This is a genomic window from Flavobacterium sp. GT3R68 (assembly GCF_007109225.1).
GTDB lineage: Bacteria > Bacteroidota > Bacteroidia > Flavobacteriales > Flavobacteriaceae > Flavobacterium.
In genome coordinates this window covers 134,151-155,834 of sequence record NZ_VJZK01000006.1, presented here as the reverse complement: position 1 = coordinate 155,834, position 21,684 = coordinate 134,151, and the positions used below count along the sequence as shown (strand labels likewise).

At 37.1% G+C, this 21,684-nt stretch carries 23 protein-coding genes; 6 read left to right on the top strand and 17 right to left on the bottom strand.

The features are described from left to right. Positions 1–55 precede the first annotated feature (55 nt). On the top strand, positions 56–730 hold the full coding sequence (locus FNW07_RS12075; protein WP_126744010.1) for a hypothetical protein: 675 nt from the start codon (positions 56–58) through the stop codon (positions 728–730). A gap of 15 nt (positions 731–745) precedes the next feature. Here the strand turns inward: FNW07_RS12075 and FNW07_RS12070 are convergent, their stop codons facing one another. From FNW07_RS12070 to rsfS, 7 genes are all read right to left on the bottom strand, one after another. Beyond that, complete coding sequence (locus FNW07_RS12070; RefSeq protein ID WP_126744009.1) at positions 746–1,516, bottom strand: superoxide dismutase; 771 nt, start codon at positions 1,514–1,516, stop codon at positions 746–748. Between the two features lie 7 nt (positions 1,517–1,523). Continuing rightward, entirely contained in the window at positions 1,524–1,793 is a 270-nt protein-coding gene (locus FNW07_RS12065) for an acyl-CoA-binding protein (RefSeq protein ID WP_126744008.1), read from the bottom strand. Further along, on the bottom strand, positions 1,793–2,446 hold the full coding sequence (locus FNW07_RS12060) for a phosphatidylserine decarboxylase family protein (protein WP_126744007.1): 654 nt from the start codon (positions 2,444–2,446) through the stop codon (positions 1,793–1,795). The genes FNW07_RS12065 and FNW07_RS12060 overlap by 1 nt, the downstream gene beginning before the upstream one ends. Beyond that, positions 2,436–3,248 carry a phosphatidate cytidylyltransferase gene (locus tag FNW07_RS12055; RefSeq protein WP_126744006.1) on the bottom strand — a complete coding sequence of 271 codons (813 nt, stop codon included), beginning with the start codon at positions 3,246–3,248 and terminating at the stop codon, positions 2,436–2,438. Before FNW07_RS12055 ends, FNW07_RS12060 begins: the two co-directional genes overlap by 11 nt. 1 nt (position 3,249) lies before the next feature. Next, the gene (locus FNW07_RS12050) at positions 3,250–3,852 is read right to left on the bottom strand and encodes a lactate utilization protein B/C (protein WP_126744005.1); all 603 of its coding nucleotides are present in this window, start codon (positions 3,850–3,852) and stop codon (positions 3,250–3,252) included. A 114-nt stretch (positions 3,853–3,966) separates the two neighbouring features. After that, positions 3,967–5,898 (bottom strand): ATP-dependent zinc metalloprotease FtsH, encoded by a 1,932-nt coding sequence (ftsH, locus tag FNW07_RS12045; RefSeq protein ID WP_126744004.1) that lies wholly within the window; start codon positions 5,896–5,898, stop codon positions 3,967–3,969. 16 nt (positions 5,899–5,914) lie between these two features. Continuing rightward, entirely contained in the window at positions 5,915–6,286 is a 372-nt protein-coding gene (gene rsfS, locus FNW07_RS12040; RefSeq protein ID WP_126744003.1) for a ribosome silencing factor, read from the bottom strand. 93 nt (positions 6,287–6,379) lie between these two features. On the opposite strand from rsfS, the gene FNW07_RS12035 reads away from it, so the two are divergent. Beyond that, entirely contained in the window at positions 6,380–7,111 is a 732-nt protein-coding gene (locus FNW07_RS12035; RefSeq protein ID WP_126744002.1) for a biotin--[acetyl-CoA-carboxylase] ligase, read from the top strand. Positions 7,112–7,113: 2 nt separating this feature from the next. Here the strand turns inward: FNW07_RS12035 and FNW07_RS12030 are convergent, their stop codons facing one another. The 5 genes from FNW07_RS12030 to pyrE all read right to left on the bottom strand — a co-directional run bounded on the left by FNW07_RS12030 (position 7,114) and on the right by pyrE (position 13,331). Continuing rightward, on the bottom strand, positions 7,114–8,433 hold the full coding sequence (locus FNW07_RS12030) for a TolC family protein (RefSeq protein ID WP_126744001.1): 1,320 nt from the start codon (positions 8,431–8,433) through the stop codon (positions 7,114–7,116). A gap of 2 nt (positions 8,434–8,435) precedes the next feature. Next, on the bottom strand, positions 8,436–9,665 hold the full coding sequence (locus FNW07_RS12025) for an HlyD family secretion protein (RefSeq protein WP_126744000.1): 1,230 nt from the start codon (positions 9,663–9,665) through the stop codon (positions 8,436–8,438). Next, positions 9,643–12,030, bottom strand: coding sequence for an ABC transporter transmembrane domain-containing protein (locus FNW07_RS12020; protein WP_126743999.1), 2,388 nt, complete (start codon positions 12,028–12,030; stop codon positions 9,643–9,645). Before FNW07_RS12020 ends, FNW07_RS12025 begins: the two co-directional genes overlap by 23 nt. A gap of 206 nt (positions 12,031–12,236) precedes the next feature. After that, complete coding sequence (locus tag FNW07_RS12015) at positions 12,237–12,629, bottom strand: SRPBCC family protein (RefSeq protein ID WP_126743998.1); 393 nt, start codon at positions 12,627–12,629, stop codon at positions 12,237–12,239. A gap of 54 nt (positions 12,630–12,683) precedes the next feature. Next, positions 12,684–13,331: an orotate phosphoribosyltransferase gene (gene pyrE / locus FNW07_RS12010; protein WP_126743997.1), complete on the bottom strand. Its 648-nt coding sequence runs from the start codon at positions 13,329–13,331 to the stop codon at positions 12,684–12,686. 7 nt (positions 13,332–13,338) lie between these two features. On the opposite strand from pyrE, the gene FNW07_RS12005 reads away from it, so the two are divergent. Then, entirely contained in the window at positions 13,339–13,941 is a 603-nt protein-coding gene (locus tag FNW07_RS12005) for an NUDIX hydrolase (protein ID WP_126743996.1), read from the top strand. Positions 13,942–13,951: 10 nt separating this feature from the next. On the opposite strand, the gene FNW07_RS12000 is transcribed toward FNW07_RS12005, so the two are convergent. Next, the gene (locus tag FNW07_RS12000) at positions 13,952–15,682 is read right to left on the bottom strand and encodes a M14 family metallopeptidase (RefSeq protein WP_126743995.1); all 1,731 of its coding nucleotides are present in this window, start codon (positions 15,680–15,682) and stop codon (positions 13,952–13,954) included. Between the two features lie 137 nt (positions 15,683–15,819). On the opposite strand from FNW07_RS12000, the gene FNW07_RS11995 reads away from it, so the two are divergent. Then, positions 15,820–17,166 (top strand): DEAD/DEAH box helicase, encoded by a 1,347-nt coding sequence (locus FNW07_RS11995; RefSeq protein ID WP_126743994.1) that lies wholly within the window; start codon positions 15,820–15,822, stop codon positions 17,164–17,166. Between the two features lie 75 nt (positions 17,167–17,241). Here the strand turns inward: FNW07_RS11995 and FNW07_RS11990 are convergent, their stop codons facing one another. The 3 genes from FNW07_RS11990 to FNW07_RS11980 all read right to left on the bottom strand — a co-directional run bounded on the left by FNW07_RS11990 (position 17,242) and on the right by FNW07_RS11980 (position 19,359). After that, positions 17,242–17,820 carry an alkylphosphonate utilization protein gene (locus FNW07_RS11990; protein ID WP_126743993.1) on the bottom strand — a complete coding sequence of 193 codons (579 nt, stop codon included), beginning with the start codon at positions 17,818–17,820 and terminating at the stop codon, positions 17,242–17,244. Positions 17,821–17,863: 43 nt separating this feature from the next. Beyond that, a complete protein-coding gene (coaD, locus tag FNW07_RS11985; protein WP_126743992.1) occupies positions 17,864–18,319 on the bottom strand; it encodes a pantetheine-phosphate adenylyltransferase in 456 nt (151 codons plus the stop codon). Positions 18,320–18,384: 65 nt separating this feature from the next. Then, positions 18,385–19,359 carry a D-alanine--D-alanine ligase gene (locus FNW07_RS11980; RefSeq protein WP_126743991.1) on the bottom strand — a complete coding sequence of 325 codons (975 nt, stop codon included), beginning with the start codon at positions 19,357–19,359 and terminating at the stop codon, positions 18,385–18,387. 196 nt (positions 19,360–19,555) lie between these two features. Between FNW07_RS11980 and FNW07_RS11975 the strand changes: the two genes are divergently transcribed. Then, positions 19,556–20,158 carry a PASTA domain-containing protein gene (locus tag FNW07_RS11975; RefSeq protein WP_126743990.1) on the top strand — a complete coding sequence of 201 codons (603 nt, stop codon included), beginning with the start codon at positions 19,556–19,558 and terminating at the stop codon, positions 20,156–20,158. Next, on the top strand, positions 20,151–21,200 hold the full coding sequence (locus FNW07_RS11970; protein ID WP_126743989.1) for an RluA family pseudouridine synthase: 1,050 nt from the start codon (positions 20,151–20,153) through the stop codon (positions 21,198–21,200). Before FNW07_RS11975 ends, FNW07_RS11970 begins: the two co-directional genes overlap by 8 nt. A 32-nt stretch (positions 21,201–21,232) precedes the next feature. On the opposite strand, the gene FNW07_RS11965 is transcribed toward FNW07_RS11970, so the two are convergent. Next, entirely contained in the window at positions 21,233–21,673 is a 441-nt protein-coding gene (locus FNW07_RS11965) for a VOC family protein (RefSeq protein ID WP_126743988.1), read from the bottom strand. Between the last annotated feature and the right edge of the window lie 11 nt (positions 21,674–21,684).

Below are 21,684 nucleotides of genomic sequence, written 5' to 3'. Positions count from 1 at the left end.
TCCTTTTTTCTATTTTTAACCGAAATTATAAATTGGGGTCTGCCTAATCAAGATTATGAAACTTTTTCTCATGTTATTGATGATTGTTAGTATGACGTTACCAGGATTCGCGCAACGTGAATTTGGTAGTAAAACATTGGCAATACCCCATTTTGAAAGTAATCTAAAAACGGGAGCTTCTGGGGCTCTTTCCAAGTTTAACGTCCCGCCCATCGATTTTCCAGCGTTGAAAAGATTACCAATTAGATTGGATCTTTTTCCAAGTAGCATGAAGAAAATTGGAGAATTACCCACCAGGAGTCCCATGATACAAAAAGAGGAATTTAAAAATCCGGGAGATATCATCGTGCAAAAACTAAATAAAAGGGACGGTGAAGAAGTACAAACCATTTATAGAAAAAATCAATATCTGGGTGATTATAAAACCAAATCTGCTTTTATTAAGGTTTTCTGTAGGGATTACGGGTTAATAGATGGCGATGAAGTTCGCCTTTATGTTAATGATGTTCTTGTGGTTACCCGAATTTCGCTCGACGACGCATCACAGGAATTCGATATTCCCTTAACGAAAGGTTTTAATAAAATCGAATTTGAAGCAATAAATCAAGGACTTTTAGGTCCTAATACCGCTGAATTTCAGGCTTATGATGATAAGGAAATTCCAATTTGCGCAAACCAGTGGAATCTCGCCACAGGATTCAGGGCGACAATGATTATTGTAAAAGAATAAATATACTCTTTAGATTTATTTTTTCAGGGCCTCCTCATATTTCTTCTGGACTACATCCCAATTGATGATATTGAAAAAAGCATCAATATAATTTTTCCGACGGTATTGATAATCCAGATAATAGGCGTGTTCCCAAACATCCAATGCCAATATTGGTGTTCCGGGAATCAAAGCTTTTGGCATTAGCGGATTGTCTTGATTAGGTGTATTTGTAACCTGAAGCTTGCCGGTTTTGTCCACTATCAGCCATGCCCAACCGGAACCAAATTGCTTGGTAGCTGCGGCTGTAAATTGGGTTTTAAAATTTTCAAAAGAATCAAAATCTGCGGTAATAGCTGCTGCCAAAGTATCTTTAGGCTGACCGCCTGCCTTGGGGCCGAGACATTCCCAATACAAGTTATGGTTGTAGTATCCTCCGGCATTATTGCGAATATCGGTGCTGTCGACCGCTGCCTGTGAAAGGATATCTTCAATGCTCAATCGTTCTAACTCGGTTCCTGCAATAGCTTTATTAAGATTGTTAGTATATGTCAGGTAATGTTTGGAATAATGGGTTTCCAAAGTTCGGGAATCAATACTCGGCGCTAACGCATCATAGGAATACGGGAGCGCAATCATTTTAAACGATCCTGGATCCGCTTTTACATCTTCAGGATTACCAATGGTAATTTTTTCCTGTGCTGTAGGAAGTGGGACTTCGACGACTTCAGTAAGTTTTTTTTTGTTACAGGATTGTGATATCAAAAGAACTGAAAAACACAAGAATAATCCAAATGTTTTTTTCATGATCACGTTATTTTTTTTGTAAGGCAATAATTGTTTCAATGTATAATTCTTTAGCTTCATCTGGTGTCAGGTGACTGATTTGCATCCAGGCATTGGTTTTGAATGCGTTTCTTAAATCAAAATTGGAAATATGACTCGGATTTAATGTTCCAAAAGTAGCCTGTTTGTAATAGGCATATAGTCTCAGCTGGACATCCTGCGGAAGTGACGCCTGAGGTATGGCAGACGCTATATCTACCGCTTTTTGGAACCGAATATCTAAATCCTTTTCTGTCATTAAGATTTAATTGCAATAATTGTTTTTCCCCCAACTGCTTTTTCGTTCAGCTTCACGTTAACTTGTGTGCCTAAAGGTAAAAAAATATCAACTCGGGAACCGAATTTGATAAAACCGGCATCCGTACCCTGAACAACCTGCATGCCTTCTTTCGCATAATTAACGATTCGTCTGGCCAAAGCACCTGCTATCTGACGGTAAAGAATCTCTCCAAAAACAGGATTCTCGATAACTACCGTTGTTCTTTCGTTTTCTTCACTTGCTTTTGGATGCCACGCTACAAGGAATTTTCCGGGATGGTATTTGCTGAATTTCACTTTTCCATTCATAGGATAACGTGTAACATGCACATTTATTGGCGACATGAATATGGACACCTGCAGACGTTTGTCTTTGAAATATTCACCTTCATACACCTCTTCAATGACAACCACTTTACCATCAACTGGAGCAATGATTTGGTTATCGTCGATTTTAACATCTCTTTTCGGATTTCTGAAAAACTGCAGAACCATAATTAAAAAGAATAAAACTAAGAGTTGCACTGACATTTTCAGCCATGGAATGGTGATAAATTTGTCAGCCAATAAAATAAACACAACCATTAAAGTGGATGCTATTAAAATGATTTTTCCGCCTTCTTTATGAAACATAATATAAAATTTGATAAAATAAAAATACAAATGGAGCCACAAATATAACACTATCTAATCGATCTAGAATACCCCCGTGGCCGGGCATTATCTTTCCGCTGTCTTTTACATTGGCAATACGCTTGAATTTGGATTCGATTAAATCCCCAACGGTACCGAAAATGCCTACTATCAAAGCAAATCCAATCCATATTTTTTGTGCAAGTTCTTGTCCTTCAATATAGTATTTGGATATAAAGAAACTGGCAATGACTGCAAAAAAAACACCACCGATAAATCCTTCAATTGTTTTTTTGGGTGAAATTTTTTCGAATAATTTTCTTTTTCCGATAGATTTTCCAACAATATAGGCAAATGTGTCATTAGTCCAGATCAATATAAATATCCCGATAATGATTTTTGGGTTATACCCTTTTATTCCGAAGGGTATTTTGGTAATAATGATAATGGGAAGGATGATGTATCCTAGGAGGTAAATATATTTCGAAATGGTATCAATTTTTGTTTGGCTGTCGTCAAACAAAAAAAAGATGGCTTTTATCGAAATGCTTAGAGTGACTGCAAGTAATATAACATCGGTGATTCTGCTAAAGGGAATGTAATAATGTATAAAGTAAGTGCCCGCAGCTAATAACAAAAGAATGATTTTAGGAATGTGAACAAGGCTACAAAATTCAAAAACGCAAATAAGGAGGAAAATTCCAAATAGGATAAAAAAACTTTCGGTCGAATATAGAATCGAAGCCAGTAATAAAATTATATAGATAGCCCCTGATAATGACCTTTTGAGCGTTTCATTCATCTTAAAGGTCTTCTAGAAGCAACAAATATAGGTTTTTGGCAGAACTTCCGTAATGCAGAAAATCTTCTTCTTTTACTTTCTCAAAATATTTTATGGTAGTGATATTGGTAGGATAATCTTTTTCGTATTTCTTTTTGATCATTCGAAGTCCGTCGCTTTTACTTTCCAGAATTTGGCTGGTAGTGGCCAAAATTACGATATTAACGGGTAGCTCGTTTGGTTTGTTCTGTTTGATCTGACTTGACGAAAATAATACGGAGCCTTCATCAGCGATAAGATTTTCGCAGGATGCCAAAAGAAATTTTGGGTTGGCAGGTTTGTCGTGGTTGATTTTGTTTTCATCCAGCATACTGAATAGCTTAGGCTCATAACAAAGCGCTTCCGATTCAAACCAGTCGTTTTCTTCTAAAATATTTTCAAAATGTTCCTTAACCTCATTTAAATTCTCGCAGTATAAAAATTTACCTCCATTTTTTTTAAAATTAAAAGTAAATCTTTCATCAACAGGCAATGATAAATTTAAAGCAGAATTGTTAAACTCACTGTGATTTTCCTCATCAGAGGAATCGTTACCAGAACCAAAAATTTTTCTGAAAAGACTCATATTATAGATTCAAATGCTAAGGTTGTCGTTTGAAAACTTTCAAAGATAAAAAAATCTTAATTCAAAAGCGTTTTTTGAATTAAGATTTTTATAAAAAAGGAGAATATTTTTTAATTACAGAGAAGTTTCTTCCTGCAGATTTTTATCGAAAGTTCGTTTTCCAAAAATAGCTTCCAAATCATCTTTGAAGATAACTTCTTTTTCTATCAGAATATCAGCTAATTGGTTCAGTTTATCTTTATTTTCCTGCAGGATATGAATCGCTCTCATATATTGGCTTTCAATCAATAATGAAATTTCTTTATCGATAATCATGGCAGTCTCTTCAGAATATGGTTTCGAGAAATTGTATTCATTTTGTCCGGACGAATCATAATAAGTGACATTTCCCAGTTTTTCATTCAAACCGTAAATGGTAACCATCGCTCTGGCTTGTTTTGTTACTTTCTCCAAGTCGCTTAATGCTCCCGTGGAAATCTCATTGAAAATTACTTTTTCAGCTGCTCTTCCACCCATTGTCGCACACATTTCATCTAACATTTGGTCAGGGCGCACAATCAGCCTTTCTTCGGGTAAATACCAGGCTGCTCCCAGACTTTGACCGCGGGGAACAATCGTTACTTTTACCAACGGTGCCGCATGTTCCAGCATCCAGCTTACAGTTGCATGTCCAGCCTCATGAATGGCAATGGCTTTCTTTTCTTCTGGGGTAACAATTTTATTTTTCTTTTCCAATCCTCCAACAATACGGTCCACCGCGTCAAGGAAATCCTGTTTGTCAACTGCAGTTTTATTGTGACGGGCAGCAATTAAAGCCGCCTCGTTACATACATTGGCAATGTCTGCACCTGAAAAACCTGGTGTTTGTTTGGCAAGAAAGTCAGTATCCAATCCTTCTACTTTTTTCAAAGGGGCAAGGTGTACTTCAAATATTTCTTTACGTTCGCGTACGTCCGGTAAGTCAACGAAAATTTGTCTGTCAAAACGTCCAGCACGCATTAACGCTTTGTCCAGCACATCCGCTCTGTTAGTGGCGGCCAAAACAATTACATTTGAATTGGTTCCAAAACCGTCCATTTCGGTAAGTAATTGGTTCAAAGTGTTCTCACGTTCGTCGTTTCCGCCTGACATATTACTTTTTCCACGAGCTCTACCTACGGCATCAATCTCATCGATAAAGATAATCGCCGGGGCCTTCTCTTTCGCTTGCTTGAACAAATCACGTACACGGGAAGCTCCAACACCTACGAACATTTCCACAAAGTCAGAACCGGACAAAGAGAAGAAGGGAACTTTAGCTTCGCCGGCTACGGCTTTGGCCAATAATGTTTTTCCTGTTCCCGGAGGTCCTACCAGCAAAGCGCCTTTGGGAATTTTTCCTCCCAGATTTGTATATTTTTCAGGGTTTTTAAGAAATTCTACAATTTCCTGTATTTCTTCTTTTGCACCCTCCAGACCCGCTACATCTTTAAATGTAGTCTTGATATCTGTTTTTTCGTCAAAAAGTTTGGCTTTTGATTTACCAATATTGAAGATTTGGCCTCCGCCGCTTCCTCCACTGGCTCCGCCTGACATTCTTCTCATGATGAATATCCAAAGTCCAATAATTAACGCAAACGGAAGAATCATCTGTAATAATTCGCTCCAATTACTTTTCGGTAAAAAACTATAATCTTTTAGTTTCCCGTCTTTTACAGCTTTCTCCAGTTTGTTTTGAAAGATCTCATCATTACCAATGTCGAAAGAATAATGAGGCCCTTTGTTGGGGTTATTCAACATGTCTTTTGCAACGGCTTTATGGGTTTTTTCTTTTAAAGCTTCGGGAGTAAGATACACTTCAGCCTGGGTTTTATTGTATACCAGTACTTTCTGTACCTGACCTTTTTCAAGAAAATCATTAAATTTTGATGAAGAGGTTTTTAGGGGTTCCTGAAAACTGTTGCCGCCTGTAATAAAGATGAATATAAAAATTAATGCAACAGCACCATAAATCAGCCAAGGACTGATTTTTATTTTCTTCGGGTTGGGATTATTATCTTTAGCCATTAATTTTTAATTCTTTTTAGTATTTGTTTTGAATAGTAGTAATTCTTGCATCGCCCCAAAGGCTTTCAATGTTGTAGTATTCTCTAATTTGTTTTTGAAAAACGTGCACAACGATATTCACATAATCCATCAAAACCCATTCGGCATTTTCCATTCCTTCAACATGCCAAGGCTTGTCTTTTAGTTCTTTTGAAACTGTTTTTTGGATTGAATTTACAATTGCATTTACCTGCGTGTTGGAATTACCATTACAGATAATGAAATAATCACAAGCAGCATTGTCAATTTCTCTCAAATCCAGAATATCGATATCATTTCCTTTAACTTCTTCAATTCCCTTAATGATGTTCGCTAGCAAAACGTCATTATTTATATTCTTTTTCGTCATTTATTATTTTTCTATATTGTGCAAAGTTACCATTTTTGTGTTTAATTTTGAACCTTAACATGAGATTAAATTGTGTTACCCAAAAATTTTCCAATGAAATTAATCAAACTCGATGCCATAGATTCCACGAATGACTTTCTCAAGGCTCTGGCAAACGATTCTACAGTCGAAAATTATACCGTAGTCACTGCCGAAAATCAAAGCAAAGGCAAAGGACAAATGGGGTCCACGTGGGATTCTGAAATTGGTAAAAACTTAATAATGAGTATTTTGATTAAAAACATATTGTTAGATATTAGTCAGATTTATAATCTCAATATTGCCATTTCGCTGAGTGTTATTACTGCTTTAGAAAATATTGGAGTTCCTGCATTAACTATCAAATGGCCTAACGACATTATGTCAGATAATAAGAAAATTGGTGGTATTCTGATTGAAAACAGTATTAAAACCAATGGTGAGATTATTTCGGTTGTCGGACTAGGACTCAACGTGAATCAAATTAATTTTGAGAATCTTCCAAAAGCATCTTCTTTGGCGGTAATTATGCATATGGATTTGGATAAAGAACAGTTGCTTTTTAAAATTGTCGAAGAGATGAAATTGCAGATTTTCAAATTGCAGAATCATCAGTCACAAGATTTATGGCAACAATACAACAACAGTCTTTTCAAAAAGGGAATTCCGATGCCGTTTGAAAATCCTAAAGGCGAAAAGTTCATGGGAATCATTCAGCATGTTAATGATTTTGGACGATTGCAAATCTTGTTGGAAGACGATTCCATTGCCTCTTTTGATATTAAAGAAATTCAGATGTTGTATTAGTTTTAAAGCGTAAAATCTTCTCCTAAATAAAAATTAATCAGCGCATTATTGAAAAGCAATTCATATTTGGCGCGAATCAATTCTGCCTGAGCACTTTTAAAATTGGATTTTGTGAAATTGATTTCGTTAATATTTATTTTTCCCAATTCATATTTCAATTGATCCGAATCAAAACTTTTTCGGGCGAATTCATAGGCAATAGAGGAGGACTCCTGCTTTTTTAAAGCCGCTTTAGTATCATTGATGGCCTGTAAAACCACCTTTGACAACCTGTTTTCTTCCAGTTGGGTTTCCAGTCGGGACTGCTCATAAGCAAGTTTGCGTTGTTTTATCCGATAGTTAGTTTCCAATTGGTTAAAAATGGGAATGACCATCGTTAATTTTAGACCGCGCGCCAGATTTTCATCAATTTGATCTTCAAAACTTACCAAGGGGTCATTGTTGCTGTACTTTGAACCATATGTAAATTTTGCTATCAAGGAAGGCATTCGATAAGATCGTGCAATTGCAATATCTGTTTTAGCTTTTTGTGCCATCAGTTCACTCATTCGGAATGCAGGATGGATGTCGATGGCATTCCGAATCAATGAAAATTGGTTTTCAAATTGATTTTGGTTTTCCGACAACACAAGATTAGGTTTAATTAACACGATATTACGGTCCAAGGGAATGTTCATCAATTGTTTCAAATCAATATAATTTGAGGCTAACAGGTTCTGATTATTGATCAACAATAGTTCTTCGGTAGCTTTTTGGGATTGAATCTTAAAGACTTCACTTTCGGCAATTACACCTGATTTAAATTTTAAATCTGCAATTTCCAGTTGCTTTTCGCTCGCTTTTATCTGTTCTTGGTTGACCAAAATGGTTTCTTCCAAATATAAAATGGTAATGTATTTTTGAGCCAGTTCAATGGTGATGTCATTTTTAATTCGCTGGACATAGGCTTTATTTATTTCCAGTTCCTGTTTGGCAGCCTTGATGGATTTGATGTTTATAAATCCGGAGAAAAGATTTAGCGTGGCGCTAAGATTGCCTGTATACGATTTAAGGTCTTTGTCAACAAAAGTATTGGTAGTCGGGTCGATTTCACGTCCCCAGGAATACTTGTTTTCCACATTTCCCTCGATTTCGGGAAGTAGGTGGCCGCGTGCTGTCCGTAATTGATATAACGCTATTCTTTCTGAAAGATAGGCGCTTTTGATTGTCACGTTGTTATTGATGGCCAGCTTGAGGCAATCATTAAACGAAAGCGATTCTTGCCCAAAAAATAAATTTGAGAAAATGAAAAACGACAAAATATAAAGGATATTCTTCATCATTGTTAATTTACACCATCATCAATTTTGTTAAATAATTTTTTAGCTATATACCGGAAAAGACGCATTTTTTCAATGATTACTTCGCCTTTAAGTACATAACCTGCTTTGAGTCTGATATTCGAATTGTATTTCTGCATATCGGCCAGGCAGTAAAAAGTCTGATCAACATCTGATGGCGAAACATAAGTGATTTTTCCCTTAATGGCGCCATATTTATAGTAATTGTAAGCATCAAGTTTGAGGTTTATTTCCTGACCTTTCCTAATGTATGCGATGTCTTTTTCGTCCAAAATGATTTTGGCATAAAAATTCTCTTTTTTGGGTGCAATAATGGTAAGGATTTCTCCCTTATTGATAATTTCTAAATTTTGCTTCACATTAAATAGATTCGAAATTGTTCCGTTGATCGGGGAAACGATATTCAATTTCTGTAATTCATCTTCAAAATAGGTAAGGTTGTACTTCCTGTCGGCTATCAAAGCCTGAAGTTCCAGAATATCTCTTTCATAATTCTGGATTTGGTTATCGATATCAATAATCGCCCTTTTTAAATCATTGTTGGTTTTTTGGTAATTGTTGGCCAGATTTTCAAAATCATAATTTTTCAAGCTGTAACTTGAAGAAATATCAACTTGTCCTTTTTTGTCATCGAGGTTTCTGCTTTTGGTTTCGGTAAGTTCATATTTGGATATGGCACCTTTCGCGTAAAGCAGCGAATCCGTTTTATACTTATCGGTAAGAATATTTGTTTGTTGGGATGACAGATTAATTTTATTGTTTAAGGAAGCGATTTCCTGTTCGGCTTTTTTTCTGTCGGTACGGTAAATATTGGATTGTATACCCAATAATTGGGTCAATGAATTTTTGCGTTCTTTTGTACTGGCAATCAATTTATGAATGATGTCTATTTTATTTTCCATCATATCCACATCCATATTGGCGACGTCGTATTCGGATTTGGTTTTCTTGTTTTCCAATACAAAAAGTGTATCTCCTTTTTTGACTTCTTGTCCTTCTTTAACCAAAACTTTCAAAATCTTGACCTCATTCGGAGCATTAATTTTCAATTGTGGTGTGTCCGAATAGATTTGACCATCTTTGAATTTTACAGCATCGTTCATCTCCAGGGTAAATATTAAAATTAATATAATTACCAGAAAGGCTACAAAAATCCTGTACAGGATTTTTATAAAGTGGATTGCGTTGGTGTTATAGTAAAATGAGTTCTCCATCTTGTATTTTATATTTTTTAGAAAATATGATGTTATTTACCGGTTCGTGAGAAATAATGATATAGGTTTTCGAATCATCATCATTGATCAGCATTTCTACTTTTTGTCTCGATTCATTGTCCATTCCGGAAAGCACTTCGTCCAGAATGATTATTTCTGCTTTAGAAAACAGGGCTCTTAATAACAGTATCTTTTTACGTTGCCCGGTCGAGAAGTTTTTCCCGTTTTCATTGATAAGAAAATCCAATCCTTCTTCTTTTGATGCGATAAAATCATAAAAATTAATCTGTTTGGCCTTGTCAATAATATCCGAAATCGTAATGTCGGCTCCCAATGCAATATTGTTCTGAATAGTATCATTAAATAAAATATCCTCGGTAGTCACCAGCAGGATTTTATCTTTCATTCGGTCGTCATTGTAAAATTTACGGTCCCGTTCATTAATCAGAATAGTACCGGAATTTGGCAGATAAAGGGTGGTCAGCACTTTGCTGAAGGTTGATTTACCCGAGCCGTTTTGTCCTTCAATCTTTATTTTTTGGTTTTTTTGTATCTGAAGATTGATATTTTTCAGAATAAGCTCATTTGGAACATAACCGTAATTCAGATTTTGAAGTTCGATGTGTTCAATTTCGAATTCGGAGATTCCTTTTCTGGTAACTTTTTTACTTTCTTCATCGAAGTCCAAATATCTTTTAAGGATAACTTCATTTTCCTGCAACGATAAGTTGTCATCGAGAATGCTTTTGAGGGAAGAAAAAATCTTAGATGACAGCGCGATGAATGTCACAATTTGTCCCAAGGTGATCAACTGGGTCAGCATCGCGGTTTTGGTCAGATATACCATGATAAACACAGAAGAAACAATGACAATTAACGCTACAATGATTTTGTTCAGCAGGTCAATGTATCCGTTCTTAAGCTGGATTTTCAAATATTCGTTGATGCTTCCAAAGACTTTATCAGAGTGAAACTGTTCGATTTTAAAACTTTTGATAACCTGGATTCCTTCTACTTTTTCCATCATTTTGGACAGGAAATCCGCTTTTCGCATGTACCGCAGTCTTTCATTTTGTTTGAGGTAGGGTGTAATTATTTTGAACCATATATAGAAACAAACCATAACTCCAAGTACCACTACGGTCAACATTTTGTTTATAAAAAATAATACGGCGAGGGAATAGACAGATACAAAAATATCAACAAGGATGCTGGTGAAGAATTTAAGGAAAAACGTCTTCAGTTTTAGTGCATCGCTAATTCTTTCCATCAAATCCCCTTTTTTATAAGAATGGATATAAGAAAGACTGGAATTGTTGATTTTTTTATCAAATGAAAACAGAAAATATTTGTCTAATATATTACCCAAATGTATCCCTACAAAGGATTTGTATATCGTTGTGATGATGTCAAAAATTTTGTAAACACCTAAGCCGACGGCAAATAGAACCAAGGTATTCAGGTTATAGGAGGGAAGGACATCGTCAATTAAAATCTGGTTGGTAAATACAGCAATCTGCGCAGTACTGGCCGAAAATACGGCAGCAAAAATGTAGATGTACCATAACTTTTTAAATTCCCCCAATTGTTTGAACAGTCTCCAATACAAATTGGTGTTTTCTTCTTTTGGTAATGGAATGGCTTCTTTATCCGGATCCGGTTTTACGACCAGGATAAGAGGCGATGTGTTTTTTAATTGGTCTTTGTTGAATTTTAAGGTTTTGAAATTGCGGGGAACCGAAGATATCTCCTGATTTTTTAATAAATCGTTGAGAAAGTTTTTCTCTGCTACGATATCCTTAAACCCAAAATTACTTTTGAGGTATGTAAAATAAGTTAGCTTGTTGTAGAGTTCGGCATGACCATTTTCCAGTAATGCCGTTTCAATATTGATATGATATTCTTCAAGATCTTTTTTACAAAAGGCAATAATTTTTTCTTCGGTATCGGCCAAATCCCAATGGTTTTCTGTAAAATGGGCGATTTTTTTTATTTCCTGAAGCGACAGATAGTATTCCTTTCCTTTGCTCGGGTCGTATATTTTGAGTTTTTGGCCTTTCATCCCGTCGACAACTACATAATGCAGGCCTTTTTTATTTTGGATAGGCAGGATGAATGGAAACAGCTCTTTTACGGCAAGAATATTTCCATTGATGTAATTAACTTCCAGTAATCTAAAGCTCGCAATAAAGCCGTTAGTGTCAAAAAATTTCTTTATATCAGTAATTCTTGATCCTTTTTCCTCCAATGGCACATTCTGCTCGATGTACTTTCGAGAAATATTTTTTTTATAAAGATTGAAAATAGTTTTTATGGAACTGATTCCGCAATCGTTGCTCTTTAACTGGGGGTCTGTTTTTAGCATAGATTTTGTGCTTTATCTTTTTTCCTTTGGGGTTAGTAATCGTGGTTATCTGAGAGTTAAGTTAATTCAATATTTACTGTCGCACAAAATTTGTCTATGACAAGCATGAAAACTCGATAAAAACACATTAATAGAAGTTTTGAATTAATAAAAAAGCCCTTCAGACGGACTAAAGGGCTTTTAGATAAAAATATAAAAAATTTTTATTATAATTTATGCATGTTTTGGGCCAGAGTTTCTATGAATTTACTGATTGGGCCTTTAATCATCATGGCCATCATCGCATTGAACTCTCCATCAAAATTTAGTTTTACATCTGAGGTATTCTCCGTAACAGCATTAATGTCAGCCGTTAAGGTAAAAGCGAGTTTATCGCTGGCCGAACCAAGAACTACTTTATTTGGTGCCGCTTTTTCATTCATTTTCAGCTTGATTTCCGGCATTCCCTTTAATCCGAAAATAAAAGAGTTTTCATCCAATACTTCAAACTTGGCAATATTCTCAGGCATTAATTTTTCGAAATTCTTTACGTCAGTCAACGCATTAAAGATGTAATCAGCTGATTTTTCTACGGTAACTTTTGGGCTTTCTAAATTCATGGTTTGGTTTCGATTTGTTATTAGTGTAGGCGTTTTGAGTTTTAGATGTCAATGCTAAACTTCAACTCCCCAGGTAGACGGACTGATTCTCCATTCCTGCAAAGCTTGTATTTCATCCTCGGTAATATATCTTTTGGCTACTGCCTCATGAAGTAAATTTTCATAATTACTCAACGTGAATAATTCTACATTGGCTTTTTTGAAATTCTCATCGGCAACCTTAAATCCGTAACTAAAAATAGCAACCATGCCTTTTACATTGGCTCCCGCTGCGCGTAATGCTTCCACTGCAAGCAAGCTGCTGTTTCCGGTACTGATTAAATCTTCAATCACCACCACATTTTGGCCTTTCTGTAAAAAGCCTTCCACCTGATTCAGTCTGCCGTGTTTTTTTGGTTCTGGCCGCACATAGACAAATGGCAATCCCAGGCTTTCGGCAACCAGGATGCCAATTCCGATGGCACCAGTAGCCACTCCGGCAATTACATCGGGTCTTCCATATTGTTTTTCAATGTTTTTAGAAAACTCATCCCGAATGTAATTTCTAATCAATGGAAATGAGAGTGTTATCCTATTATCACAATAAATAGGCGATTTCCAACCGGAAGCCCATGTAAAAGGATTTCCTGGATTCAATTTAATTGCATTTATTTGTAAAAGCAATTCGGCTGTTTTTTCGGCTGTGTCTTTATTAAAAATCATATTACAAATGTATAAAGTTTTTGTGAACGATAAACCACTTTTTTTGACAAATGAAATCTTCAAAGAGACAGATTTCCAATTTTTCTTGCTGGATAGTGTTGATATTAAGCATCTTATTGTCAAAATGTTTCGAAATAAAATTCAGAAAGCCTATCTCTTTCATCCGGATGAAAAGGAAATTATGAAGACTCTGAAAGCTAAAATTCCCGTCAATAAAGCCGGCGGAGGGTTGGTGTATAACAAGAAAGGCGAAGTTTTGTTTATTTTCAGGAACGGAAAATGGGATTTGCCTAAAGGCGGAATCGAGAAAAAAGAAGAAATTGAGAATACCGCAATCCGGGAAGTGGAAGAAGAAACTGGGGTAACGGGTTTGAGAATTAAAAGGAAACTGCAGAAAACCTACCACGTATTTAAACGCAATGGGGTCTATAAATTAAAGATAGTTCATTGGTTCGAAATGGAAACCGATTTTGAAGGAACTCCCCTTGGCCAGGCCGATGAAGGAATTGAAAAAGTGGAATGGAAAAATCCCGCACAGATTCAGGAAGCTTTGCAAAATTCTTATGAAAATATAAAGTTATTATTTGAAACAGAAAAGCTCCTTCAATAAGGAGCTTTTCTTATTTGATCCAACGGTACACCGGATACTGTAAATGCGCTTTCTCGTAATAAATCGAATGCATATAAACCCAGTTCAATTGCGTATTGGGGTTTTTGGCAAAGTCACTATCCGAGCTTTTCTTCTGTTCCAATTCGGCCTTCAATTTTGGGTTTTCCCTTAAAAGCTGGGCCCCCAAATCTTCAAAAACATACTCCGAATACCCTTCTTTTTGCTGTAAAATGGTATCAAAGAAATTCCAGTTAAAAAAGCTGTCTAAGGCTTCCGGTTCAAGGGTTTCCAATAAATATTTGACTCCTTTTTGTGCCGTCGGAAAAACATAGTCTCCTTTGGCGAAAGCCACTTTAATTTTGCTGAAAGCAACCTTTGTATTGCGATGCGGATAATGTCCTTCGTACGCATTTGTCGCAGTTTTATATTCGGCTATCCTGTAACTTTCAACTTCAATAATCGTGTCGTTCTGAAGCTGCGTGTATGTGATGTGGTTGCTTTTCAGTAAATCGATAACATTCCAAAATCCCTGCGGAATGATGTATGCATTCGGGATAATTACTTCTTTCACCGATTTGTATTCCTTGTAATATGGAATATCTTTTTTGAACGGTTTTTTGCGATCATAAAACAAACGGTCTCCGGTCGTAACCTCACTTTTTTTGTAACTTCCTTCATATCCTAAAAACGGAATCGTTGTGACTTTCGAACTGTCGATTTCCCACTGTATCGGATATGATTTTTTTGGCAGATAATGCTGCTCGTTTTTTAGGCGCATTGCTTTAATGGCAAGGAAATTTTTATCAGTGAAATCAATGGTGCTGACCATGAATTCATAAGTTGCCTTCACACGATCTGCATATTTTTTAAGCATGTGCGTTTCGACAACAAAACCAATAGTATTGAATAATGATGTATAACCGGTAGCATAGCGCGGACTTTCAAAAAACTGCGCAAATCCCTGATCCGGTGTGCCATTCCAGACATTTACATACGGTGTGGCATCCATATTCTTTTTATATAAATCCTTGACCAAGACCGGCATCATTTCATTCTTCAGGTAATTCCCTAAATCCGGGCCCAATTTATTGTGCTGCGTCATAATATACGTCAGCTTGTATTGATAATCCGCGCCATTGCTCACATGATTATCCATAAAAACATCGGCATTCGTTACATGGAAAATCTCCACTAAGCTTTTGGTGTTTCTGGCATCCGATTTGATAAAATCACGGTTCAGATCGTAGTTTCTGGCATTGCCCCGGAAACCATATTCTTCAGGGCCATCCTGATTTACTCTTGTAGTCGAATTCCGGTTCAATGCACCGCCGATATTATAAATAGGGACTGTTACCAAAACGGTATTTTTCGGTGCCTTAATTTTACCTAACGCCAAATCCCGAAACAATAGCATTGTGGCATCGATTCCGTCGGGTTCTCCTGCGTGAATTCCATTATTGATAAGGATTACTGCTTTAGAAGTATTGATTTTTGTGAAATCAAATCGTTTTTCCGGATTGAAGATAATCATATGAAGCGGTTTTCCGCTATCGGTCAATCCCATTTCCTGCATTTTAATAGTTGGGAAATCTTTCGCCAAAAGCGTATAATAGTTAATAGTTTCCTGATAAGATGCCGATTGGTTTCCGTTTCCTTTCTCAAAAAAAGTATCGTATTTGTTGCTTTTTTGTGCCACCATTGAAAAAGTTAACAGTAAAAATGGAATAGTGAAAAATCTCATATATAGGTTTTTATAAAAGGAAATCAAATGTAATTATTTTCGTAATTGTTTTCGTTTTCTGGTTCTGATAAAATGAGATTTGTTACAAAACTGCCAATTCCTTACTTATATTTCATAATTGATTCTACCTTTGCGCCATGAAAAATAAACATCATTCGAACAATATACTTTTAAATTTAGGAATTGACAGCCTAAACGAAATGCAGGTTGCAGCTCAGGAAACCATTCTGAGCGATAATAATATCCTTTTGCTATCACCGACAGGTTCCGGAAAAACATTGGCATTTTTACTACCGATTTTTGAAATGCTGAAACCGGAAATACTCTCTGTACAGTGTTTAATTTTGGTTCCTTCAAGAGAATTGGGATTGCAGATTGAGCAGGTTTGGAAAAAAATGGGTACGGATTATAAAGTGAATGTTTGTTATGGCGGACATTCGATCGATACTGAAATCAAAAATTTAAGCAATCCGCCTGCGGTTTTAATTGGAACTCCGGGACGTATTGCCGATCATATTGACAGGGGAACTTTCCGTCTGGACAAAATCGAAACGTTAATTTTGGATGAATTTGACAAATCCCTGCAATTGGGTTTTCATGAGCAGATGTCGTTCATCATTGGGAAATTGACCAAGCTGAATAAAAGGGTTTTGGTTTCGGCCACTTCTGATATTGAAATTCCAAAATATACCAGAGTTATCAATCCGACCATTTTGGATTTTATTCCGGAAGAAGAAGAACGAAGCAACCTTACGATGAAAATGGTGGTTTCGAAAGAGAAAGATAAAATCGGAAGCTTATTCAATCTTATTTGTTCGTTAAAATCGCAATCGGCTTTGATTTTCTGTAATCATCGTGATGCAGCTGAACGTATCAGTGACACGCTGAATGAAAGAGGAATTTATTCCACGTATTATCACGGTGGAATGGATCAGGATGAAAGAGAACGCGCACTAATCCAATTCAGAAATGGAAGCGTGAGCTATTTAATTACCACCGATTTGGCTGCCCGTGGTTTGGATATCCCGGAAATGAAACACGTTATCCATTATCACCTGCCATCGAAAGAAGACGAATTTACCCATAGAAACGGAAGAACCGCTCGTATGTTAGCTTCCGGAACGGCCTATATCATTGCTCATGAAAGTGAGAAAAAAATGGATTATATCGACTACGGAATGACAGCCCTGAAAGTCGATAACGCAACTTCATTACCGAAACCTCCTGAATTCCAAACGATTTATATCAGTGGCGGTAAGAAAAACAAGCTGAACAAAATTGACATCGTTGGTTTCTTTTCACAAAAAGGAAAATTGGAAAAAGGGGATTTGGGGTTGATTGAAGTAAAAGATTTCATTTCTTTTGCGGCAGTGAAATTCAATAAAGTAAAAGACCTGCTTCATGCGATCAAGGACGAAAAAATGAAAGGCAAGAAGTTTAAAATTGAAGTGGCCCGAAAAGTCATCAAGAAAGAAGAAGAGTAAACTATTCTGAAATGGATACAAAAAAGGCTGTCAGTTCCAATTGGATTGACAGCCTTTTTCTAATAAAACTGAAATTTATATTTTCTTAACGTATTGCGTAATGATGACAATTGTCTGGCCATCGACTCTACCTTCGATGTATTCGGCATTTTCATGATCCAGACGGATATTACGAACGGCAGTACCTTGCTTGGCTACCATACTGGAACCTTTGACTTTCAAATCCTTGATTAAAACTACCGAATCACCAGTTTCCAGAATTACACCGTTACTGTCGCGGTGGATGACTTTATTTTCATCTTCTTCACCTTCTCCGGTTGCTTGTGCCCATGCTAAGGTATCTTCATCCAGATACATCTGATCCAATAATTCCTGCGGCCAGCCAGCTGCGCGAAGACGGCTTAACATTCTCCAGGCTACCACTTGTACAGCAGTATGTTCACTCCACATGCTGTCGTTAAGACATCTCCAATGGTTTAAATCTACTTTATCCGGATTTTCAATTTGGTCAATACAAGTTTCACAAGCCAGGATACTTTCCTCCAATCCGCCTTTTTTTGTTGGCAATAACTGATAAACTCTTAGGTTTTCGGTTGTAGCGCATAACTCACATTTGGAAGCACTGCGTTTATTCAATTCTCTTTCTATACTCATTATAATAGTGTCTGTTTTATTTTGCGAAATACGGTTTTGCTTATTATTTAATACGAACCGCTTTTGGAACCAGCATTTCATATTCGCCGCCATTCCTGATAACGTCGCGTACTATACTGGAACTGATATATGACGTATCGGCAGCAGTTAACAGGAAAACGGTTTCGATTCCGGATAATTTTCGGTTGGTATGGGCAATGGCTTTTTCAAATTCGAAATCGGCGGGATTACGCAAACCTCTGAGGATAAAAGCCGCTTTTAGTTTGTTGCACAAATCAATGGTCAGGCCTTCATATGTGATGACGGAGACAGATGGTTCGTCTTTGAATGTTTCCTCGATGAATCTTTTGCGGTCCTCCAATGAAAACATGTATTTTTTTTCGGCATTGACGCCAATGGCAATAACGATTTCATCAAACAACCGAATGCTTCTTTTGATGATATCGAAATGTCCTAAAGTGATGGGGTCAAATGACCCTGGGAATACTGCTTTTCTCATGATATAAAAATGGATCCGCCATAAATACGGATTTTATTGCCTAACAAAGTTAACCAAAATAATACCTAATTAGGCAAAGCCAATTCGATAGCATTGGTAAATAACTCTTCTAATGAAATACCGGCGGCATTGGCTTGCTGGGGAATCAGGCTTTCGGTGGTTAATCCGGGAATGGTGTTCATTTCGAGCATATATGGTTCATCATTAACAAGGATGAACTCGCTTCTGGAGAAACCTTTCATTTTCAATACTTCGTACGTTTTCTTGGCGATGGCGCCCACTTTTTCAGTCATTTCAGGAGAAATTCGGGCAGGAGTGATTTCCTCTGATTTTCCTAAATATTTGGCCTCATAATCAAAGAAATCATTTTCGGAAACAATCTCGGTTATTGGCAAAACGGTTACAATTCCTTTGTAATTGATGACGCCGACCGAAACTTCGGTACCGTCCAGAAAGCTTTCAATAATGATTTCATTGTCTTCTTTGTAGGCGGTCTCAATGGCAATTGGCAATTCGGCCGCGGTTTTCACTTTGGAGATTCCAAAACTGGAACCCGCTCTGTTGGGTTTTACAAAACAAGGCAGGCCTACTTTTTTTACAATTTCGTCCGTATTGATACTATCTCCTTGATTCAGATAATAAGAAGTGGCTGTTTTTATGCCGTATGGTTTCAGGACCGACAATAAATCCCGTTTGTTGAACGTTAAAGCTGCCTGATAATAATCGCACGAAGTTTGTGGCATGCCGATTAATTCGAAATAGGCCTGCATCAGTCCGTCTTCGCCCGGTGTTCCATGGATGGCATTGAAAACAACATCAAATTTGATTTTTTTACCGTCAACAGTTACAGAAAAATCATTTTTGTCGACTGGGAATTCAGCGTTATCAGTGCCAACATAGACCCACTTTTCTTTGAAGATATGGATTCGGAATCCGTTGTATTTGGTTTTATCAAGATATTGGTGAACGACGTTTCCACTGATTAACGAAATTTCAAATTCGCTGGAAAACCCTCCCATGATGATCGCTATATTTTTCATTGCTGTGTTTTAATTCTGAATAGGTAGTTGTTACTGCTTTTTTAGCCCCGATAACAGCGGCATCCCACGTTTTTTTACGTGGATATAGCGAATAGCGGGAATAGCTTCAAATAAAATTTTAGCTACACAAAAATATCATTTTTTGTTGAAAGGAAAAACCTTTAGTATTTATATCTTTGCGCTAAATAAAATTTATATGAGTTTAGGAAAATATCTTACCAGCCGCGTTTTTGCCATTCAGGTTCTCATTGCGATTTCGATAATTGCTGTTTTGGGTTATTTGTTTATGCATTGGTTGACTTTTACGACTGATCACGGGAATGAAATTACGGTCCCGAATCTTGCTAAACTAAGTGAGGATCAGGTAGAAGAGAAGCTGGACGATTTGGATTTGGACTATGTGCTGTTGGACAGTGTCGATTATAACAAGGATTATCCGAAACACAGTGTTGTGGAGCAGGATCCTTTGCCGGGCGCGAAAGTAAAGAAAAACAGAAAAATATATATTAAGATCAATTCTTCGGGGTTTACCTCGGTGAGAATTCCAAACCTGATAGAGAAAACATACCGTCAGGCGGTGCCAACATTGAAGGCATTAGGACTGGAACTGGGCGAAATCACCTATAAGCCTTACTTAGGGAAGGATATGGTGCTGGAGATGCATTGCAATGGAAAAAAATTGAATCCCGGCGATAAGATTTTTAAATCGTCCAAAATTGATTTAGTTCTTGGAGATGGAAAAGTGGGTTTTGAAGAAGCGGAATTAGACAGTTTAGATACGGAAACACCAAATGAATAACGATCAGAATACAGAAGTAGACGAAATAGAAGACGAATTATTTGAGCATTTTAGATTTGATGTTCCCAAAGGGCAATTGCTTTTGAGAATCGACAAATTTTTGATGAACCTGATTCCAAATGCAACCCGAAATAAAATTCAGAATGCGGCAACCGCAGGTGATATTTATGTGAATGACCTTCCGGTAAAGTCAAACTATAAAGTGAAACCCTTTGATGTGGTGCGCATTATGTTGAGCCATCCGCCATTTGAAAACCGTGTCGATCCGGAGAATATTCCGTTGGATATTGTCTATGAGGATGATGCGCTTTTATTGATCAACAAACCGGCAGGATTAGTTGTGCATCCAGGTCACGGTAATTACACCGGAACTCTGGTGAATGCATTGGCTTACCATTTTGAAAATCTACCAAAGAACAGCAGCGAGCGTCCAGGATTGGTGCATCGTATCGATAAAGACACTACTGGGCTTTTGGTAATTGCAAAGACGGAAGCGGCAATGACACATCTGGCGAAGCAATTTGAAGCAAAAACTTCGGAAAGGGAATACGTTGCCTTGGTTTGGGGAACGATGAAAGAGGATGAAGGAACGATTGAGGGTAATATCGCCCGACACGTGAAAGACCGCATGCAGATGTCGGTTTTTGCAGATCCTGAAATTGGAAAACCAGCCGTGACCCATTACAAGGTATTGGAGCGTTTTGGCTATGTGACGTTGGTATCTTGTGTTCTGGAGACAGGACGAACACACCAGATTCGTGTCCACATGAAACATATTGGTCATCCAATTTTCAATGATGCGCGTTATGGTGGAGATTTGATTTTGAAGGGAACCACATTTACGAAATACAAACAGTTTATTGATAATTGTTTCAAAATATTGCCGCGTCAGGCTTTGCATGCCAAAACCTTGGGATTCGTTCATCCGACTACCGGAGAAATGATGCGTTTTGACACCGAATTGCCACAGGATATGCAGGATTGTATTGAGAAATGGCGTAATTATTCCAAATCGCATCACAGCGACGAAGAAGAGAATTAAAAAAGCCCCATCTGGAGCTTATTATTTATGTGTTATGATTTAGGACTTTCATCAAAGTTAACCATCCAGTTGATACCAAATTTATCTGTAAACATTCCGAAGTAAGCACCCCAGAACGTTTTATTCAATGGCATTGTTACTTTTCCGCCTTCAGAAAGTCCGTCGAATAATTTGTCAGCTTCTTCCTTACTCTCAGCATTGATAGAAATCGAAAAATTATTTCCGGCCACGGTAGCCTGTCCGAATGCTTCCGAACTATCGCTGCCCATTAATATCGTTTCTTTGCTAATAGGAAGGGAAACGTGCATGATTAATTCACCATCCGCCTCTGAAATTTCGCCACAGCCATCCATTGGTGGCATGTCTTTGAATTTCCCTATGTATGGAAATTCCCCGCCGAATACCGATTTGTAAAAATTGAATGCTGCTTCGCAAGTGCCGTTAAAGGTTAAATAAGGATTTACTGCTGCCATTGTTTATAGAT

Coding starts and splice junctions, on each gene's coding strand:
- FNW07_RS12020 (WP_126743999.1), bottom strand. CDS start 12,030: ATGCTAAAAACAGACCCCCAGTTAAAGAGCAACGATTGCGGAATCAGT.
- FNW07_RS12000 (WP_126743995.1), bottom strand. CDS start 15,682: ATGAGATTTTTCACTATTCCATTTTTACTGTTAACTTTTTCAATGGTG.
- FNW07_RS12065 (WP_126744008.1), bottom strand. CDS start 1,793: ATGACAGAAAAGGATTTAGATATTCGGTTCCAAAAAGCGGTAGATATA.
- FNW07_RS12060 (WP_126744007.1), bottom strand. CDS start 2,446: ATGTTTCATAAAGAAGGCGGAAAAATCATTTTAATAGCATCCACTTTA.
- ftsH (WP_126744004.1), bottom strand. CDS start 5,898: ATGGCTAAAGATAATAATCCCAACCCGAAGAAAATAAAAATCAGTCCT.
- FNW07_RS12050 (WP_126744005.1), bottom strand. CDS start 3,852: ATGAGTCTTTTCAGAAAAATTTTTGGTTCTGGTAACGATTCCTCTGAT.
- pyrE (WP_126743997.1), bottom strand. CDS start 13,331: ATGATTTTTAATAAAGACACAGCCGAAAAAACAGCCGAATTGCTTTTA.
- FNW07_RS12005 (WP_126743996.1), top strand. CDS start 13,339: ATGTATAAAGTTTTTGTGAACGATAAACCACTTTTTTTGACAAATGAA.
- FNW07_RS11990 (WP_126743993.1), bottom strand. CDS start 17,820: ATGAGTATAGAAAGAGAATTGAATAAACGCAGTGCTTCCAAATGTGAG.
- FNW07_RS12055 (WP_126744006.1), bottom strand. CDS start 3,248: ATGAATGAAACGCTCAAAAGGTCATTATCAGGGGCTATCTATATAATT.
- FNW07_RS11995 (WP_126743994.1), top strand. CDS start 15,820: ATGAAAAATAAACATCATTCGAACAATATACTTTTAAATTTAGGAATT.
- rsfS (WP_126744003.1), bottom strand. CDS start 6,286: ATGACGAAAAAGAATATAAATAATGACGTTTTGCTAGCGAACATCATT.
- FNW07_RS12030 (WP_126744001.1), bottom strand. CDS start 8,433: ATGATGAAGAATATCCTTTATATTTTGTCGTTTTTCATTTTCTCAAAT.
- FNW07_RS12035 (WP_126744002.1), top strand. CDS start 6,380: ATGAAATTAATCAAACTCGATGCCATAGATTCCACGAATGACTTTCTC.
- FNW07_RS11970 (WP_126743989.1), top strand. CDS start 20,151: ATGAATAACGATCAGAATACAGAAGTAGACGAAATAGAAGACGAATTA.
- FNW07_RS11975 (WP_126743990.1), top strand. CDS start 19,556: ATGAGTTTAGGAAAATATCTTACCAGCCGCGTTTTTGCCATTCAGGTT.
- FNW07_RS11980 (WP_126743991.1), bottom strand. CDS start 19,359: ATGAAAAATATAGCGATCATCATGGGAGGGTTTTCCAGCGAATTTGAA.
- FNW07_RS11965 (WP_126743988.1), bottom strand. CDS start 21,673: ATGGCAGCAGTAAATCCTTATTTAACCTTTAACGGCACTTGCGAAGCA.
- FNW07_RS12070 (WP_126744009.1), bottom strand. CDS start 1,516: ATGAAAAAAACATTTGGATTATTCTTGTGTTTTTCAGTTCTTTTGATA.
- FNW07_RS12015 (WP_126743998.1), bottom strand. CDS start 12,629: ATGAATTTAGAAAGCCCAAAAGTTACCGTAGAAAAATCAGCTGATTAC.
- FNW07_RS12025 (WP_126744000.1), bottom strand. CDS start 9,665: ATGGAGAACTCATTTTACTATAACACCAACGCAATCCACTTTATAAAA.
- coaD (WP_126743992.1), bottom strand. CDS start 18,319: ATGAGAAAAGCAGTATTCCCAGGGTCATTTGACCCCATCACTTTAGGA.
- FNW07_RS12075 (WP_126744010.1), top strand. CDS start 56: ATGAAACTTTTTCTCATGTTATTGATGATTGTTAGTATGACGTTACCA.